This window comes from Chelativorans sp., assembly GCF_031180965.1.
Classification (GTDB): Bacteria; Pseudomonadota; Alphaproteobacteria; order Rhizobiales; family Rhizobiaceae; genus Chelativorans.
The window spans coordinates 198766-214062 of the sequence record NZ_JAPSLH010000006.1; the positions used below are offsets into that span (position 1 = coordinate 198766).

The 15297-nt window shown below is 64.4% G+C and carries 13 protein-coding genes; 11 read left to right on the forward strand and 2 right to left on the reverse strand.

Going from position 1 to position 15297, the window contains the following annotated elements:
• Positions 1 to 4 precede the first annotated feature (4 nt).
• Positions 5 to 688: a GntR family transcriptional regulator gene (locus RIN79_RS07185; protein WP_309083954.1), complete on the reverse strand. Its 684-nt coding sequence runs from the start codon at positions 686 to 688 to the stop codon at positions 5 to 7.
• 8 nt (positions 689 to 696) lie between these two features.
• Complete coding sequence (locus RIN79_RS07190; protein ID WP_309083955.1) at positions 697 to 1875, reverse strand: NAD(P)/FAD-dependent oxidoreductase; 1179 nt, start codon at positions 1873 to 1875, stop codon at positions 697 to 699.
• Positions 1876 to 2012: 137 nt separating this feature from the next.
• Between RIN79_RS07190 and RIN79_RS07195 the strand changes: the two genes are divergently transcribed.
• From RIN79_RS07195 to RIN79_RS07245, 11 genes are all read left to right on the forward strand, one after another.
• The gene (locus RIN79_RS07195) at positions 2013 to 3971 is read left to right on the forward strand and encodes an FAD-dependent oxidoreductase (RefSeq protein WP_309083956.1); all 1959 of its coding nucleotides are present in this window, start codon (positions 2013 to 2015) and stop codon (positions 3969 to 3971) included.
• 42 nt (positions 3972 to 4013) lie between these two features.
• A complete protein-coding gene (locus tag RIN79_RS07200; protein ID WP_309083957.1) occupies positions 4014 to 5171 on the forward strand; it encodes an ABC transporter ATP-binding protein in 1158 nt (385 codons plus the stop codon).
• Positions 5172 to 5200: 29 nt separating this feature from the next.
• On the forward strand, positions 5201 to 6310 hold the full coding sequence (locus RIN79_RS07205) for an extracellular solute-binding protein (RefSeq protein ID WP_309083958.1): 1110 nt from the start codon (positions 5201 to 5203) through the stop codon (positions 6308 to 6310).
• Between the two features lie 10 nt (positions 6311 to 6320).
• Positions 6321 to 7142: an ABC transporter permease gene (locus RIN79_RS07210; protein ID WP_309083959.1), complete on the forward strand. Its 822-nt coding sequence runs from the start codon at positions 6321 to 6323 to the stop codon at positions 7140 to 7142.
• Positions 7139 to 7924, forward strand: coding sequence for an ABC transporter permease (locus RIN79_RS07215; protein WP_309083960.1), 786 nt, complete (start codon positions 7139 to 7141; stop codon positions 7922 to 7924). The genes RIN79_RS07210 and RIN79_RS07215 overlap by 4 nt, the downstream gene beginning before the upstream one ends.
• A complete protein-coding gene (locus RIN79_RS07220; RefSeq protein WP_309083961.1) occupies positions 7917 to 9650 on the forward strand; it encodes a thiamine pyrophosphate-binding protein in 1734 nt (577 codons plus the stop codon). The genes RIN79_RS07215 and RIN79_RS07220 overlap by 8 nt, the downstream gene beginning before the upstream one ends.
• On the forward strand, positions 9647 to 11629 hold the full coding sequence (locus tag RIN79_RS07225; RefSeq protein WP_309083962.1) for an FAD-dependent oxidoreductase: 1983 nt from the start codon (positions 9647 to 9649) through the stop codon (positions 11627 to 11629). Before RIN79_RS07220 ends, RIN79_RS07225 begins: the two co-directional genes overlap by 4 nt.
• Positions 11626 to 12099 (forward strand): GNAT family N-acetyltransferase, encoded by a 474-nt coding sequence (locus RIN79_RS07230; RefSeq protein WP_309083963.1) that lies wholly within the window; start codon positions 11626 to 11628, stop codon positions 12097 to 12099. Before RIN79_RS07225 ends, RIN79_RS07230 begins: the two co-directional genes overlap by 4 nt.
• A 16-nt stretch (positions 12100 to 12115) precedes the next feature.
• Positions 12116 to 13558, forward strand: coding sequence for an aldehyde dehydrogenase (aldA, locus tag RIN79_RS07235; protein WP_309083964.1), 1443 nt, complete (start codon positions 12116 to 12118; stop codon positions 13556 to 13558).
• Positions 13558 to 14748, forward strand: coding sequence for an acetylornithine deacetylase (gene argE / locus RIN79_RS07240; RefSeq protein ID WP_309083965.1), 1191 nt, complete (start codon positions 13558 to 13560; stop codon positions 14746 to 14748). Before aldA ends, argE begins: the two co-directional genes overlap by 1 nt.
• On the forward strand, positions 14745 to 15297 hold a 553-nt coding region (locus RIN79_RS07245), incomplete at its 3' end, for an electron transfer flavoprotein subunit beta/FixA family protein (protein WP_309083966.1). The genes argE and RIN79_RS07245, both read left to right, overlap by 4 nt.

Sequence of the window (15297 nt, forward strand, 5' to 3'; positions counted from 1 at the left end):
GGCGCTACATCTCGCTGGCCGAAGCCGGCCTGACGGTCCAGCCGCCATGCGCGCGCTTGTAAGCTTCGAGCGCCGGGTAGATGTGGCTGACGCAGAGGCGAACGAGTTCCTCCCGATCGCATCGGATGAGCGCATCGATCATTGCGCGATGCTCGCTGCGGGACTGTTCCAGAAGGGTCGGATCGCCGATGGCGTAGCAGCGTATGGCAGTGGTGCGGGCCCAGAAGGTCTCGATTGCCTCTGCCAGAAACCGGTTGTTGCAGGCGGCGAAGAAGGTCTCATGGAACACATTGTTGAGTGCTGCCGTCTGCTTGAGGTCCATACGATCCACGCAGTCGGAGTATTCCTTGTGGATCCGCTCGAGTTCGTCGATCAGCGACGCCGGAGCAGGCAGTGGGATGCGGCGCGCAGCTTCAGCCTGAAGTATGGCCCGCATGTCGTAGAGTTCCTCTACCTCCTCCACCGAGAAGTCGCGAACGACCACTCCCCGGTTTGGGCGGCGCGTCACCAGTCCGATCTGCTCCAGTGTCACCATGGCCGCCCGGATCACGTGCCGGCTGGTGCCGAAGCGTTCGCTCAGGTCTTCCTCGACCAGCCGTTCGCGTGGCCGCAGGCGGCCAAAGATGATGGCTTCGCGAATGGTCTCGACCACCTCGGTCTCTGATCGGTGGCTTGTCTGTTGGATCATCATCGTCCTCATGCTTGCGCTTCGGAGAACGATACTAGCGCCGCAGGCTCCGTGGCGCGATCTCCATTGCAAGCCAGGGCGCGAACAAGATCCCCGATGGCAAGCGATGCTGTGATCCCGGGCGATTCGATGCCGTAGAGGTTTATGAGGCCCTTCGCTCCGTAGGCGTTGCCGTCCTGGATCATGAAATCTGCAGCCGGGCTTCCGCTGCCGTTGAGCTTCGGACGAATTCCACAATAGTCCGGCGCGAGCGTGCCGTCGGGCAGTCCCGGCCAGTACCGGCGGATCGCGCGCTCGAAAAGAGGAAGCCGCTCATCGCTGACAGTGTAGTCGATCTTCTCCACCCATTCGACGTCCGGGCCGAACCGGGCTCGTCCGGCGTGGTCAAGCGTGAGGTGGATGCCCATGCCGCCGTCCGTCGGGAGGGGATAGACCAGATGCTGGAATGGTGAGCGCGAGGTAAGCTTGAAATAGTTTCCCTTGGCCAGATACTGGGCTGGAACCGCTTCACGGGGGAAGCCTTCGATCGAAGAAGCGATCTTCTGAGCGGCCAATCCCGCACAGTTCACCACGGTACGGCAGGAGAGCACCAGGCCGCCATCCTGGTCGACCAAAAGGGAGATGCCGCGCCCCGTGACCTTTCCGGCGAGCACCCGGGCACCCAGGACGAGCATGCCGCCGCTGTTTTGGAGATCGCCCAGATAGCTCAGCATGAGCTCGTGCACATCGACGATCCCGGTCGAAGGGGAGCGCATGGCAGCGAAGCAGTCGAGCTCCGGCTCGATGGAGCGGACCTCGTGTTGCGACAGCATCGCCAGATCAACAACGCCATTGCGGGCTGCATTCATCGTCAGATGCTGCAGCCTCGGAACCTCTGCCTCGGAGCAGGCGACGATCAGCTTTCCCAGCCGCGAGTGCTTTATCCCGCGCTCCGCGCAATAGGCGTAGAGCGCCGCCTTTCCTTCCACGCAGAGCTTCGCCTTCAGCGAACCGGGCACATAGTAGAGCCCTGCATGGATCACCTCGGAATTGCGCGAACTCGTGACGGAGCCGATCATTCTCTCCGCCTCCAGGATGATGACCTCCCGGCCCGAGAGCGCCAGCGCGCGCCCGACGGCGAGGCCAACCGCACCTGCTCCAATCACAACGGCGTCGACTTCCTCGTGGCCGCCTGCAGTCCAATCCATGCGAATTCCACCCTGTGTAGGCTGAACATCTACACAACGATATTTCCGGCGACAAGTCCGTTGACAATTTCGTCGACAATTTTGTAAGCAATTAGCGCTCGAGATTGTTCTGCCGTGAACACCGAGTGGAGGAGCGCATGGAATTCCAAAATTGCGGGGCGTTGCTTTCGCCACTCAAGCTGCGCGGGGCGACGCTCAGGAATCGGATCATGTCGACCGGCCACGACACCACGCTTCCCACTGCCGCTCTCGTCAACGATGCGCTCATCGCCTACCAGGAGGCGCGCGCCCGCGGCGGCGCCGGCCTCATCATCGTCCAGGTGGCGGGGGTGCATGAGACGGCGCGCTACACGAACCACATCCTGATGGCTTCGAACGACGAGTGCATCCCCGGTTATCGCCGCCTTGCGGACGCAGTTCATGCGCATGGCACCACGATCTTCGGCCAGCTCTTTCATCCCGGCCGGGAGATAACGGAAGCACAGGGCGGCCTCCTTGCGGTGGCCTACGCACCCTCGGAAGTGCCCAACGAACGCTATCATGTCATGCCGCGGCCGCTCAGTCAGCGCCTCATCCGGGAGATCGTTTCCTGCTACGGAGACGCTGCCCGCCGCCTGCATCAGGCGGGGCTGGATGGGGTCGAGATTGTCGCCAGCCACGGCTATCTTCCGGCGCAGTTCCTGAGCCCTCGCGTCAATGTCAGGACGGACATGTATGGCGGCAGCCTGGAGAACCGGCTGCGCTTCACGCGGGAAGTTCTTGCCGACGTGCGGGCGAAGACGAGCGAGGACTTCGTGGTCGGTTTGAGGATTTCCGGCGGCGAACTCGACCAGCAGGGGATCACCAGCGGGGAAGCCCTCGAGGCGATCTGTTCGCTCGAAAGCGAAATCGACTATATCCACGTTGTGGCGGGCACATCTGCGTCGAGCGGCGGCGCTGTTCACATCGTGCCGCCCATGAGCATTCCCAACGCTTATCTTGCGCCATTTTCCGCGACCGTGAAGGCGCGCGTGTCCATCCCCGTCTTTGTCACCGGGCGCATCAATCAACCTCAGGATGCCAACGCGATCATCGCCTCCGGGCAGGCCGACGTCTGCGGCATGACGCGCGCGCTCATCTGCGATCCGGAGATGCCCAGAAAGGTGGTCGAGCAGCGGCTGGAGGATATCCGCGCCTGCATCGCCTGCAATCAGGCCTGCATCGGCCACTTCCACAAGGGCGCGCCGATTTCCTGCATCCAGCACCCGGTCACCGGCCGCGAACTGATCTACGGAAACATGCCCCGCGCGCAGGAGCCGAAGCGGGTGATGGTCGTGGGCGGAGGACCGGCGGGAATGAAGGCTGCGGCCGTGGCTGCCGAGCGCGGGCACGATGTCACCCTGTTCGAGGCAGGTAGCCGCCTTGGCGGCCAGGCGCTCCTCGCGCAACTCCTGCCGGACCGCATGGAGTTTGGCGGGCTGGTCACCAATCTGGAGCGCGAGCTGGCAATCTCCCAAGTGCGCATCAGGCGAAACACGGCCGTCGACCGGAGTGTGGTCGATGAACACTCGCCAGACGCGATCATCGTGGCGACCGGCGCGCGGCCCTACCACCCGCCGCTTGAGGGCGGCGGATCGCTGAAGATCGTCGATGCCTGGGACGTTCTCACCGGCAAGGCCGATGTTGCCGGATCGATCGTGGTGGCCGACTGGCGCTGCGACTGGATCGGGATCGGCATGGCCGTGCGTTTCGCCCGCAACGGGAATCGCGTCCAGCTCGCCGTGAATGGCACCATGCCAGGCGAAACGATCCCGCTCTATGTGCGCGACCAGTCCAATGCGGAGCTTCGCCGGCTGGGCGTGAAGGTCATCCCCTATGCGCGGCTCTACGGCTACGACGACGCGACGGTCTATTTGCAGGACACGGTGAACGACGATCCGATCATTCTCGAGGAGGTCGATGCCCTCGTCCTTTGCACCGGCCATCGCGCTGTCAGCGAGCTGGCGGACCTGCTCGAGGACTATCCCGGGGAAGTTCACGTCATTGGCGACAGCCTTGCTCCGCGCACGGCGGAAGAGGCGATTTACGATGGGTTGCGCGTTGCTGCCGCCATCTAGAAGCGGGAGGCGGCTTGCCGCCAGTGTCGGAGGATCATTTTGTTGAAGGCGGCAAGAGTTGAGGTGGGAGGAAAACCGGTCGGCACTCCCGCGAATGACCGCTCCGGCAGCCGGGGCGTGAATGCGCCGGTCCTTCTCAGTGTGCGCAACATCGTGAAACGGTATGGCAGCGCCGTCGCTGTCGACGATATCTGCCTCGACGTGCGCGAGGGCGAGCTTCTGACGATGCTTGGCCCTTCAGGGTCGGGCAAGACAACGCTCCTGATGATGCTGGCGGGGTTCGTTGCGCCCACCCAGGGGGAGATGCTGTTCGAAGGCGCCAATGTCGCGCCGCTTCCACCCGAGAAGCGCAATTTCGGCATGGTCTTCCAGGGATACGCGCTGTTTCCGCACCTTTCCGTCTTCGACAATGTGGCCTTCCCGCTGCGCATCCGGCGGCAGCCGAAGGAGGTTGTCCGGGAGAAGGTGCTCTCGGTTTTGAAGCTCGTCCATATGGAGGCTTATGCCGAACGGATGCCAAAGGCGCTGTCGGGCGGCCAGCAGCAGCGCGTGGCGCTGGCACGCGCCATCGTCTTCGATCCCAAGGTGCTGCTGCTGGATGAGCCGCTGGGCGCGCTCGACCGGCAGCTCAGGGCAAGCCTGCAGGACGAGCTGAAGGCGCTCCATCGCCGGCTCGGCACGACCTTCGTCTGCGTCACGCATGACCAGGAAGAAGCGATGTCCATGTCAGACAGGGTCGTCGTGATGCGGGAGGGCAGGATCGTTCAGATCGGCGAGCCGGCGGCCATCTATTCGAGGCCTCAGACGCGCTTCGTCGCAAACTTCCTTGGCGAGAGCAATATCCTGCACGCTCCCGTGGTGGGGTCTGAAGGGGGAAAGACGGTCATCCGGATTGCCGGGTGCCGGGTCCCGGTGGGTGGCGCCACGAATGCTGCCGGGGAAGCCTGCCTCAGCATCCGGCCGGAGCATGTGGCGATCGAATACACTGCGCCCAATGGGGGAACAGATGACATTGCGCTCGAGGGTCACGTTCGCGACGTGACCTTCGTCGGCGCCGACTACCGGGTGCATATCGAGACGGAGGCGGGCCCGATCATCGCCCGCTGCCGGACCTCCGAGCAGGCCCGAATTCCAGCTCCTGGAGACCAGGTCTGGGCACGGTGCCGGGCCAGCGCGGTCTGGCGGGTCATCAGCGACTGACTTGTCACAATGGGAGGACTTCAATGCGAATGAGAAGATTTCAGGCCTTGCGGGGCCAGCAACTCGATATCGCCAGCAAGATGCTGCGCAACGAGCAGACCCGGCGCGACTTCCTGCGTCTTTGCGCGGCGGCTGGCGTCGCGCCGACGCTCCTGGGCCTCGGCAGCGGCGAGGCGAGGGCGCAGGCCAAGGAGATCGTCGTGTCCAATTGGGGCGGCGACGCCACGAAGGTGCACGAGAAGCTTTTCGGTATCCCCTATACCGAAAAGACAGGGATCCCCGTGCACTTCGACTCAAGCCCGCTCGAAGGCCGCATCAAGGCGATGGTCGATGCCAAGAACGTCATCTGGGACGTGATGGACGTCGACAATTTCTCGTCGATCAAGCTCGGCCGGGAAGGCTATCTGCGCCCGATCGACTATTCGATCGTCAGCCGCGACACCATTCCCGGAACCTCGTTCGAGCATGGCGTGGCCGCCTATGTCATGTCCTATGTGATCGCCTACGACAAGTCCAAGTTCCCGGATGGGGGACCGCAGACCTGGGCCGATTTCTGGGACATCGAGCGATTCCCGGGCAAGCGGTCGCTCTACAAATGGCTGACAGGCGCGCTCGACGCCGCGCTGCTCGCCGATGGCGTTCCCAAGGACCAGATCTACCCGATCGACCTGCCGCGTGCCCTCGACAAGATCAAGCAGATCAAGGAACACGTGGTCTTCTGGGATTCCGGGGCGGAAAGCCAGCAGCTCCTGCGCAATGGCGACGTTACCATGGCCTGCATCTGGAACAGCCGTGCGCACATCCTCGAGAAGGAGACCGACGGTCGCATCACGTTCCATTGGAACGAAGCCATCGCCTATGGCGACGCCTGGAGCGTACCGAAGGACAACCCAGCGGGCGATCTTGTCTGGCCGTTCATCGCCTCCATGCAGGAAGTGGACAAGCAGCTCGGCCTGCTGGCGGAGCTCGCCGCCGGTCCTGTTACCCAGGAAGCAAGCGAGAAGACGCCCCCGGAACTGCAGCGCATCAACCCGGCCCATCCGGAAAACTGGAAGCTGCAGACCCTGATGGACGCCCAGTGGTGGTCTGAGAATTACGACCAGGCGCTGGCCGCCTATACGGACATGATCGCCGGCTGAGGATCCCGAGATGAATGACCAGCCCCGCTTTGCGGCACTTGTGGCACCCATGCTCATCTTGCTGGGGCTGGTCTATCTCGTGCCCCTCTTCGGCGTCCTTCTGATCAGCGTCACCGAGCCCCAGCCGGGGCTCGGTAATTATGCAAACGTCCTGCAGTCCCCGGCCATCGGCAGGGTGGCGCTCACCACCGCGCGGATCTGCGGCATAACCACGATCCTGAGCGTGGTGATCGGCTATGTCCTCGCCTACGCCTATGTCAGCGCATCCGCCGGCATGCGGCGCATGATGATGCTCTTCATCCTCGTGCCGCTCTGGACCTCGGTCCTCATCCGCACCTTTGCCTGGCTCATGATCCTCGGCGACAACGGCCCGGTGAACGGGGTGGTGCAGTCGATGGGCTTTGACCGGCTGGCCATGATGCACAACGAGCTTGGAGTCGTGATCGGAATGACCCACTACCTCGTTCCCTATGCCATGCTGACGATCCTGGCCGGCATGGCGGGGATCGACGAGCGGCTCACCATGGCCTCGCGCGGCCTGGGCGCGGGACCGGTGATGACCTTCCTCAAGGTCTACTTTCCCCTCACCTTGCCCGGGGTGTTCGCCGGCACCGTGCTCGTCCTCGTGCTCGCGCTCGGCTTCTATGTGACGCCAATCATCCTCGGCGGCGGGCGCGTGGTGATGATGGGCGAGTATATCAGCACCCAGATCCTGCTCATCTCGCGCTGGGGCATCGGCTCTGTCCTGGCCACGCTCCTGATGCTCGTCGTGCTTCTCACCATCGCCGCGGCGGCCCGTGCTGTCGACCTGCGCCGGATATTCACCGTATGACGATGCCGTTCCGCTATTCGCTGCCGTTCTACATCGCGGCCTGGAGCGCGCTGCTCTTCCTCATGGCGCCGATCTTCGTCGTCATTCCGGTCTCTTTGACGCCGACGAGCTTCCTGTCCTTCCCGACCGAAGGCTTTTCGTTCCGCCACTACCAGCAGCTGTTCCAGGACCCGGCCTGGTACCGTTCGATGGGGCAAAGCGTCGTCATCGGCCTGTGTTCGACCGTGCTCGCCACCATCATCGGCACGGCCGCCGCCATCGGCGCCTCTAGGCTGAGCAACACGCTGGCCATGACGACGCGGGTTCTGGCGCTGCTGCCGCTGATCGTTCCGCCGGTGGTCTCAGCGCTTGCGCTCTACCGCAGCTGGGTTCTGCTCGGGCTCTTCGACAGCTGGGCAGGCACCATCCTCGCGCACGCCATCCTCAGCGTGCCCTACGTCTTCATCACGGCTTCCGCAGCACTTTCGCGGCTTGATCCGAGCATCGCGATGGCGGCGCGGAATCTCGGGGCAGGGTGGGCGCGCACGCAGCTGCAGGTCGTCCTTCCCAACATCCGCTCCGGCGTTTTCGCCGGCGCAGTGTTCGCCTTCATCACCTCCTGGGACGAGCTCGTGGTCACCCTTTTCATCACCAGCCGAGGGATCTTCACCCTTCCCCGGCGGATGTGGGACGGCATCCGCGAGAATATCAGCCCCACAATCGCAGCCGTGGCGACAATTCTCATCCTCTTCAGCCTACTGCTGCTGCTTGCAATGCGTTTCATTCGAGGCCGCGATGCTTGACATGAATTCTCGCGCGGCGGAGCAACGCCCCGCGCTTGCCCGCACCGGCGGCCAGATCCTCGTCGACCAGCTTGTCGTCCACGGTGTCTCCGACAGTTTCTGCGTGCCCGGCGAAAGCTATCTCGCCGTGCTGGATGCCCTGCACGATGCACCCATCAGGCTCACCGTCTGCCGCCAGGAAGGCGGCGCGGCGATGATGGCCGAGGCGCAGGGCAAGCTCACGGGCCGGCCAGGAATATGCTTCGTCACGCGCGGCCCTGGCGCCACGAATGCCAGCGCGGGCGTCCACGTTGCCATGCAGGATTCCACCCCGATGATCCTCTTCATCGGTCAGGTGGAGCGGGGGTTTCTCGGCCGCGAAGCCTTCCAGGAGATCGATTACTCCGCCTTCTTCGGTCCGATCGCAAAATGGGCGACACAGATCGACGATCCCGCGCGTATTCCCGAGGTGGTGTCGCGGGCGTTCCATGTGGCGACATCAGGCAGGCCGGGCCCGGTGGTCATCGGCCTGCCGGAGGATGTGCTCTCGAAACAGGCGGCAATCGCCGACGCCAGGGCGTACCACGTGGCTGAGGCCGCGCCTTCGGCCGAAGATATCGGGCGGCTGCTCGAACTCCTCGACAGCGCTGAAAGGCCGCTGGTCATTGCCGGCGGCGCGCGGTGGGATCAGGACGCGGTGGACAGGCTCGTGTCATTTTCCGACCGGTTCCAGCTGCCCGTCGCCGTGTCGTTCCGGCGCCAGGGGCTCTTTCCTTCCACGCACCGGAATTTCGTCGGCGACCTCAGCGTCGGCGCAAACCCGAAGCTGGTGGCCTATGCCAGGCGGAGCGATCTCATCCTGCTGGTCGGCGGCCGCTTGTCCGAGCTGCCCAGCCAGAACTACACGCTGTTGGGTGTTCCTGACCCCGGCCGGATCCTGGTGCATGTCCACCCGGGTGCGGAGGAACTCGGCCGCGTCTACCGGCCTGATCTAGGGCTGCCTGTCTCCCCCATCGGGTTCATGAAGGCGGTTTCCGGCCTCGAACCCAACCGAGCGCTTTCCCGCGCGCATGTCGTCGCCGAGGGGAGGGAACTGTTCGAAGCATGGACGAACCGCGCGAAGCCTGTCCCGGGAGAATTCAATCTCGGCGAGGCTGTCTGCCAGCTGCGCGATGTCCTCCCCGAAGATGCGATCGTCTGCAACGGCGCGGGCAACTACGCCACTTGGGTGCACCGGTACCATCGCTACCGGCGCTTTGACGGCCAGCTCGCGCCGACCTCCGGGTCGATGGGCTATGGCGTGCCGGCAGCGATCGCCGCAAAGAGGCTGCACCCGGACCGCGTGGTCGTGGCCTTCGCCGGCGATGGCTGCTTCATGATGCACGGGCAGGAATTCGCCACCGCGGTGCAGCACAACCTGCCGATCATTGTCGTGATCGCCGATAATGGAATGTATGGCACCATCCGGATGCACCAGGAGCGGGAGTTTCCCGGGCGTGTCACCGGCACCTCGCTCACCAACCCGAATTTTGCCGCCTATGCCAGGATCTTCGGGGGCTACGGCGAGCGGGTGGAGCGGACGCAGGATTTCCTTCCGGCTTTCGAACGGGCTTTGGAAAGCGGCCTGCCCTCCATCATTCACTGCATCGTCCATCCGGAAGCGCTTACGCCGGAGCGTTCCCTGAGCCAAATCCGGGATGAGGCTTTGGCGCGTGCACAGGACACGACACAGGCAGCGCCGCAATGACGACGACATTTCCGCATCTCTTCTCGCCCTTCATGCTGAAGGGTCTGGAGATCCCGAACCGCATCCTGTCCACCGGCCACGATACGGAGATGGGGCGGGACGGGCTGCCCACGGAACGGCTGATCGCCTATCAGGTGGCCCGCGCGAAAGGCGGAGCCGGGCTGATCGTGGTGCAGGTGGTCGCCGTCCATGAGACGGCCCGCTACACACCGGACGTCCTGATGGGCACATCGGACGCGTGCATTCCGCATTTCAAAGCCTTGTACGATGCGGTCAAGGCGCACGGCACCCGCGTCTTCGTGCAGCTCTTCCATCCCGGGCGCGAGCTCCTCGGCCGGCGCAACGGGGTCATGCAGGCTGCTCTCGCGCCCTCATCCTCACCGGCCGAGCGCTTCCGCATCATCCCCCGCGAAATGTCGCCGGATGAGATCGCGGAGATCGTCGAAGGCTATGGCCAGGCGGCGCGGCGCATGGCTGAGGCGGGCGCCGATGGCGTGGAGATCGTCGCAAGCCACGGCTATCTGCCCGCACAGTTCCTCAATCCGCGGGTAAACCGCCGCACCGACCCATATGGCGGCACGGCAGAAAATCGCCTCCGCTTCCTGCGCGAGGTGGTCGCCTCAGTGCGTGCGAACACGCCCGAACCGCTGATCCTGGGCCTGCGGTTCTCTGCCACCGAATTCGACAGCGACGGCGTGTCGGAAGAGGAGACCCTCGAGGTCTGCCGCAGGCTCCGCGACGAGTTCGATTATTTCAACGTGATCGCCGGCACGTCAGCCTCGGCTTCCGGTGCGGTGCATATCGTGCCGCCGATGAGCGTGAAGAACGCCTATCTCGCGCCCTTCTCGCAGCGCCTGAAGCAGACGATCGGAAAACCCGTTTTCGTCGCAGGCCGCATCAACCAGCCACAGGAGGCGGAGCGGGTGCTTGCCGAGGGCGCGGCCGATATGTGCGGCATGACGCGGGCCATGATCTGCGATCCCCGCATGCCCGAAAAGGCGCGCGCCGGACGGGTGGATGACATCCGTGCCTGCATTGCCTGCAACCAGGCCTGCATCGGCCATGCGCAGCTCAACATCCCCATTTCCTGCATCCAGTATCCCGAAAGCGGCCGCGAGCTCCAGTTCGGGAGCCGTCGGCGCAGCGCGCGGGCGCGCCGCATCATGGTCGTGGGCGGCGGTCCGGCTGGCATGAAGGCAGCCGCCGTGGCGGCCGAAATTGGCCATGAAGTCACGCTCTACGAGAAGGAAAAGCGGCTCGGCGGTCAGGCATTGCTGGCGCAGCTTCTGCCGCACCGCGCGGAGTTCGGCGGGATCGTCACGAACCTTGCGCGCGAGATGGAGCTGACCGGCGTCCGCGTTCATCTCGGCGTGGAGGCGACACCGGAGCTGATTGCCACTGAAAAGCCCGATGCCGTGCTGCTCGCAACCGGAAGCCGGCCGGCCGGCCCATGCTACGAATTTGGCGAAGGCCTCCAGATCCTTCACGGCAACGAGGTTCTTGTAGGCAGGGCAGCGACCGGCGCTCGCGTCGTCGTTTACGACTGGCTCGCCGACTGGCGCGGCGCGGGGATTGCCGAGAAGCTCGCAGGCGAGGGCGCCCATGTGCGCCTCGCGGTCAATGGCGTCTGCGCCGCAGCCGCGATCCAGAGCTATGTCCGCGACGCGACGATTGGCCGGCTGCAGCGGCTCGGCGTCGAGATGATGCCCTTCATGCGCCTCTATGGATCGGAGGGGAACTCCGTCTATTTCCTCCACACCGCCTCCCAGGAAGCGGTTCTTCTGGAGAATGCCGACACCCTCGTCCTGGTGACGCCGAACCAGCCGGAAGATGCGCTGCACGCGCCCCTGAAATCGCTGGGGATACCGGTGCGGCTGATCGGCGATGCCGTCGCTCCCAGAACGGCGGAAGAGGCCGTGTTCGAGGGACTGCAGGCCACGACCGCGCTCTGCGCCGAACTGGAGGGGCCGACGCAATGACTGCTCCGCAGATCAGCATCGAACAGGTCGATCCGCGCATTCCGCCGATCGTTGCCCTGGTGGCGGCACTCGACAGTTACATGGGCGAGCTCTACCCTGCCGAAAGCAATCACCTGACGGACCTGGAGACGCTCGCCGGTCCCGACGCCCGCTTCTTTGCCGCGCGCGTTGATGGCGAATATCGCGGATGCGGCGCCATCCTGATCTGCGGCGGCTATGGCGAGATCAAGCGCATCTACGTGGCGCCGGAAGCTCGCGGGCTTGGCCTTGCCGGCCGGATGATGCGCCGCCTTGAGGACGAGGCCCGCGTTCTCGGCCTGCCCCTGCTGCGGATCGAGACCGGCATCCATCAGCCGGATGCGCTGCGCCTCTTCGAGCGGGCAGGATTTTCGAAATGCGGGGCTTTCGGCGACTACTCGCCGGACGACCCCTACAGCGTCTTCCTGGAAAAACAGCTTGCACCACAATGACGGCAGGGAGTTCAAGATGGACATGAAGATCGGCCATTTCATCGGCGGAGAGTGGATTTCCGCCGCGCCCGGCTCGGGCATTCCGGTGGAAAATCCTGCCAGTGGGGAAATCTTCGCGGAGGTGCCGGCCGGCGGCCACGCCGAGGCCGAGCGCGCGCTCGACGCAGCTTCGGGGGCAGCCAAGGCCTGGGCGCGTACCCCGCCTGTCGAGCGTGCCGCCTATCTTCAGAAGGTGGCCGTGCTTCTACGCGAGCGCGTCGACAGTTTTGCAGAGACGATCATGGCCGAGCAGGGAAAGCCTCTTACCCAGGCGCGCGGCGAGGTAATGGGCACCGCCATGCAGCTTGACTATCACGCGCAATGGGCCCGCCGCATCGAGGGCGATACCGTTGCCTCCGACAATGCCGGCGAACACATCCTCATTCTGCGCGTGCCCTACGGCGTCGTCGTCGGCCTCATCCCGTGGAACTATCCCCTGTCGCTCACAGCACGCAAAGCCGCGCCGGCGCTGGTCGCCGGCAACACGATCGTGGTGAAGCCGCATGAGGTGACGCCGCTCTCCGCGCTGCGGCTTGCCGCCCTTTTCGAGGAGGTCGGCCTTCCGCGCGGCGTGTTCAATGTGGTCACGGGCACCGGCACCGAGCTTGGGGAGGCGCTCGTCGGCAGCAAGAAGACCAATCTGGTCACGCTCACCGGAAGCGTGCGGGCCGGCCACGAGGTCATGCGGCGCGCCGCCGACAACATCACCCAGGTGTCGCTCGAACTCGGCGGCAAGGCGCCGCTCATCGTCTGCGAGGATGCCGACCTCGACTATGCGGCTGAACGGGCGGTGTTCTCGCGCTTCCGCAATTGCGGGCAGGTCTGCACGTCCAACGAGCGGACCTATGTGCAGGAGTCGGTCTTCCAGCCCTTCACGGAAAAATTCCTGGCCCGCGTGCAGTCCCTGCGCATCGGCGATCCCCGGAGCGATCCGGATGTGGGCCCCAAGGTCAGCCGCGCGGAAGTCGAAAAGGTGGAAGCCATGGTGGCGCGCGCCGTGGAGCAGGGGGCCCGGGTGCTGACCGGCGGCGGACGCATGTCCAGCGCGCCGTTCGACCGCGGATACTGGTTCCAGCCGACGGTGCTTACCAACCTCGACCCGTCCATGGAAATCGTCCGTCAGGAAGTGTTCGGTCCCGTCGCCAGCCTCATTCCCTTCGCGGATTATGACGATGCCCTGCAGCAGGCAAATGATTCCGACTATGGCCTCTCGGCCTATCTCTTTACGCATGACTATAGGAAGGTGATGCGTGCGGTGAACGAGCTCGAGTTCGGCGAGGTCTATGTCAACCGTGTCGGTCCGGAGGCGATCAATGCCTATCACACAGGATACCGCCTGAGCGGCATTGGCGGCGATGACGGGCGCTACGGTTTTGAGACCTACATGCGCAAGAAGACCGTCTATCTGAGCCCGAACTGATGGCAGGACTGTCGGCCGCCGAGATCCTGGAGCGGCTCGTCGCGTTCGATTCGACCAGCCGCAACAGCAATCTCGACATCATCGCGTTCATCGAGGACTATCTCGCATCGCATGGCGTTGCGAGCCGACGCTACGACTACGAGCCGGGGCGCAAGACAAATCTCTTCGCCACGATCGGGCCGGAGGACCGCCATGGTGTCCTCCTGTCGGGCCATACGGATGTGGTGCCGGTGGACGGGCAGGAATGGACGAGCGATCCCTTCCGCCTCACCGCGCGGGATGGCAGGCTCCATGGGCGCGGGACCTGCGACATGAAGGGCTTTCTCGCCGCGGTCCTGGCAATGGTTCCGACATTCAGGGGCACCCGCCTCGAAACGCCGATCCATCTCGCCTTTTCCTGCGACGAAGAAATCGGCTGCCGGGGTGTCCGGCCGATGGTAGAGGGCATCGTCAGGGATGACCCGCTGCCGCTGCTGGCGATCGTGGGAGAGCCGACCTCGATGGAGGTCATCAACGCCCATAAGGGGACCGTCACCTTCCGGACGGAAGTGGTGGGCGCGGCGGCGCATTCCAGCAATCCGCAGGCAGGCGCGAATGCGACCTATGCGGCAGCCGAAATCGTGCTGGAGATCGAACGGATCGCCGAGGATCTTCGCTCGAACGGCCCGTCCGACGCAGCATTCGCAACCCCCTATTCGACCCTGCAGGTGGGGGTCATCAATGGCGGCACGGTCAAGAATATCGTGCCGGAGCGTTGCGGCTTCATCTGGGAAATGCGGCCGCTGCCTGGCGTCACTGAGGACGAGGTTCTTGCCCGTGTTGACGCCTTCTCGCGGCTCATCGGGGATCGCCTGCAGGGGCGCGCGCCCCAGGCGGGGATCTCGACCACGCGGGTCAATTCGGTGCCCGGGCTGGCGCCGCAGCCGGGAAGCCCAGCTGAAACCTTCGTGTTGCGCCTGGCCGGCCGAAACAGGCCCTTTGCCGTATCCTACGCCACTGAAGGGGGGCATTTCAGCAATGCAGGCATCCCGACCCTGATTTGCGGCCCCGGAAGCATCGATCAGGCGCACAAGCCTGACGAATTCATTGAAATGGCTGAACTGGATCGCTGCCTCGCGATGCTTTCCCGGCTTGCGCGGGAATGCGAACGGCCGCTCCAAGCATTTCTGGAAGGAGACACTGCAGGATGAAAATCCTTGTACCGGTGAAGCGTGTGATTGACGCGAATGTGAAGCCGCGGGTTAAGGCGGATGGCTCCGGCGTCGAGCTTGCCAATGTGAAGATGGCGATGAACCCGTTCGACGAGATCGCGGTGGAAGAGGCGATCCGCCTGAAGGAGGCCGGGAAGGCGACGGAGATCGTGGCCGTCTCGATTGGCCCGGCGCAGGCGCAGGAGACGCTGCGCACCGCGCTTGCCATGGGGGCCGACCGCGCCATCCTGGTCAGGACCGACGCGGTGGTGGAGCCGCTCGATGTGGCAAAGATCCTGAAGGGGATTTCCGAACAGGAGCAGCCCGGGCTCGTCATTCTGGGCAAGCAGGCGATCGACGACGATGCCAACCAGACCGGCCAGATGCTGGCAGCACTTATGGGCTGGGCGCAGGGGACGTTTGCCTCGAAGCTGGAGCTCGGCGACGGCAAGGCGAGGGTGACGCGCGAGGTGGATGGCGGCCTGCAGGTGGTGGAGCTGAAGCTGCCGGCGATCGTGACCACCGACCTGCGGCTGAACCAGCCGCGCT

Excerpts from the sequence above, each read along its gene's own strand:
- RIN79_RS07220 (WP_309083961.1), top strand. The coding sequence starts at position 7,917 with ATGCTTGACATGAATTCTCGCGCGGCGGAGCAACGCCCCGCGCTTGCC.
- RIN79_RS07205 (WP_309083958.1), top strand. The coding sequence starts at position 5,201 with ATGAGAAGATTTCAGGCCTTGCGGGGCCAGCAACTCGATATCGCCAGC.
- argE (WP_309083965.1), top strand. The coding sequence starts at position 13,558 with ATGGCAGGACTGTCGGCCGCCGAGATCCTGGAGCGGCTCGTCGCGTTC.
- RIN79_RS07230 (WP_309083963.1), top strand. The coding sequence starts at position 11,626 with ATGACTGCTCCGCAGATCAGCATCGAACAGGTCGATCCGCGCATTCCG.
- RIN79_RS07210 (WP_309083959.1), top strand. The coding sequence starts at position 6,321 with ATGAATGACCAGCCCCGCTTTGCGGCACTTGTGGCACCCATGCTCATC.
- aldA (WP_309083964.1), top strand. The coding sequence starts at position 12,116 with ATGGACATGAAGATCGGCCATTTCATCGGCGGAGAGTGGATTTCCGCC.
- RIN79_RS07225 (WP_309083962.1), top strand. The coding sequence starts at position 9,647 with ATGACGACGACATTTCCGCATCTCTTCTCGCCCTTCATGCTGAAGGGT.
- RIN79_RS07215 (WP_309083960.1), top strand. The coding sequence starts at position 7,139 with ATGACGATGCCGTTCCGCTATTCGCTGCCGTTCTACATCGCGGCCTGG.
- RIN79_RS07185 (WP_309083954.1), bottom strand. The coding sequence starts at position 688 with ATGATCCAACAGACAAGCCACCGATCAGAGACCGAGGTGGTCGAGACC.
- RIN79_RS07195 (WP_309083956.1), top strand. The coding sequence starts at position 2,013 with ATGGAATTCCAAAATTGCGGGGCGTTGCTTTCGCCACTCAAGCTGCGC.
- RIN79_RS07190 (WP_309083955.1), bottom strand. The coding sequence starts at position 1,875 with ATGGATTGGACTGCAGGCGGCCACGAGGAAGTCGACGCCGTTGTGATT.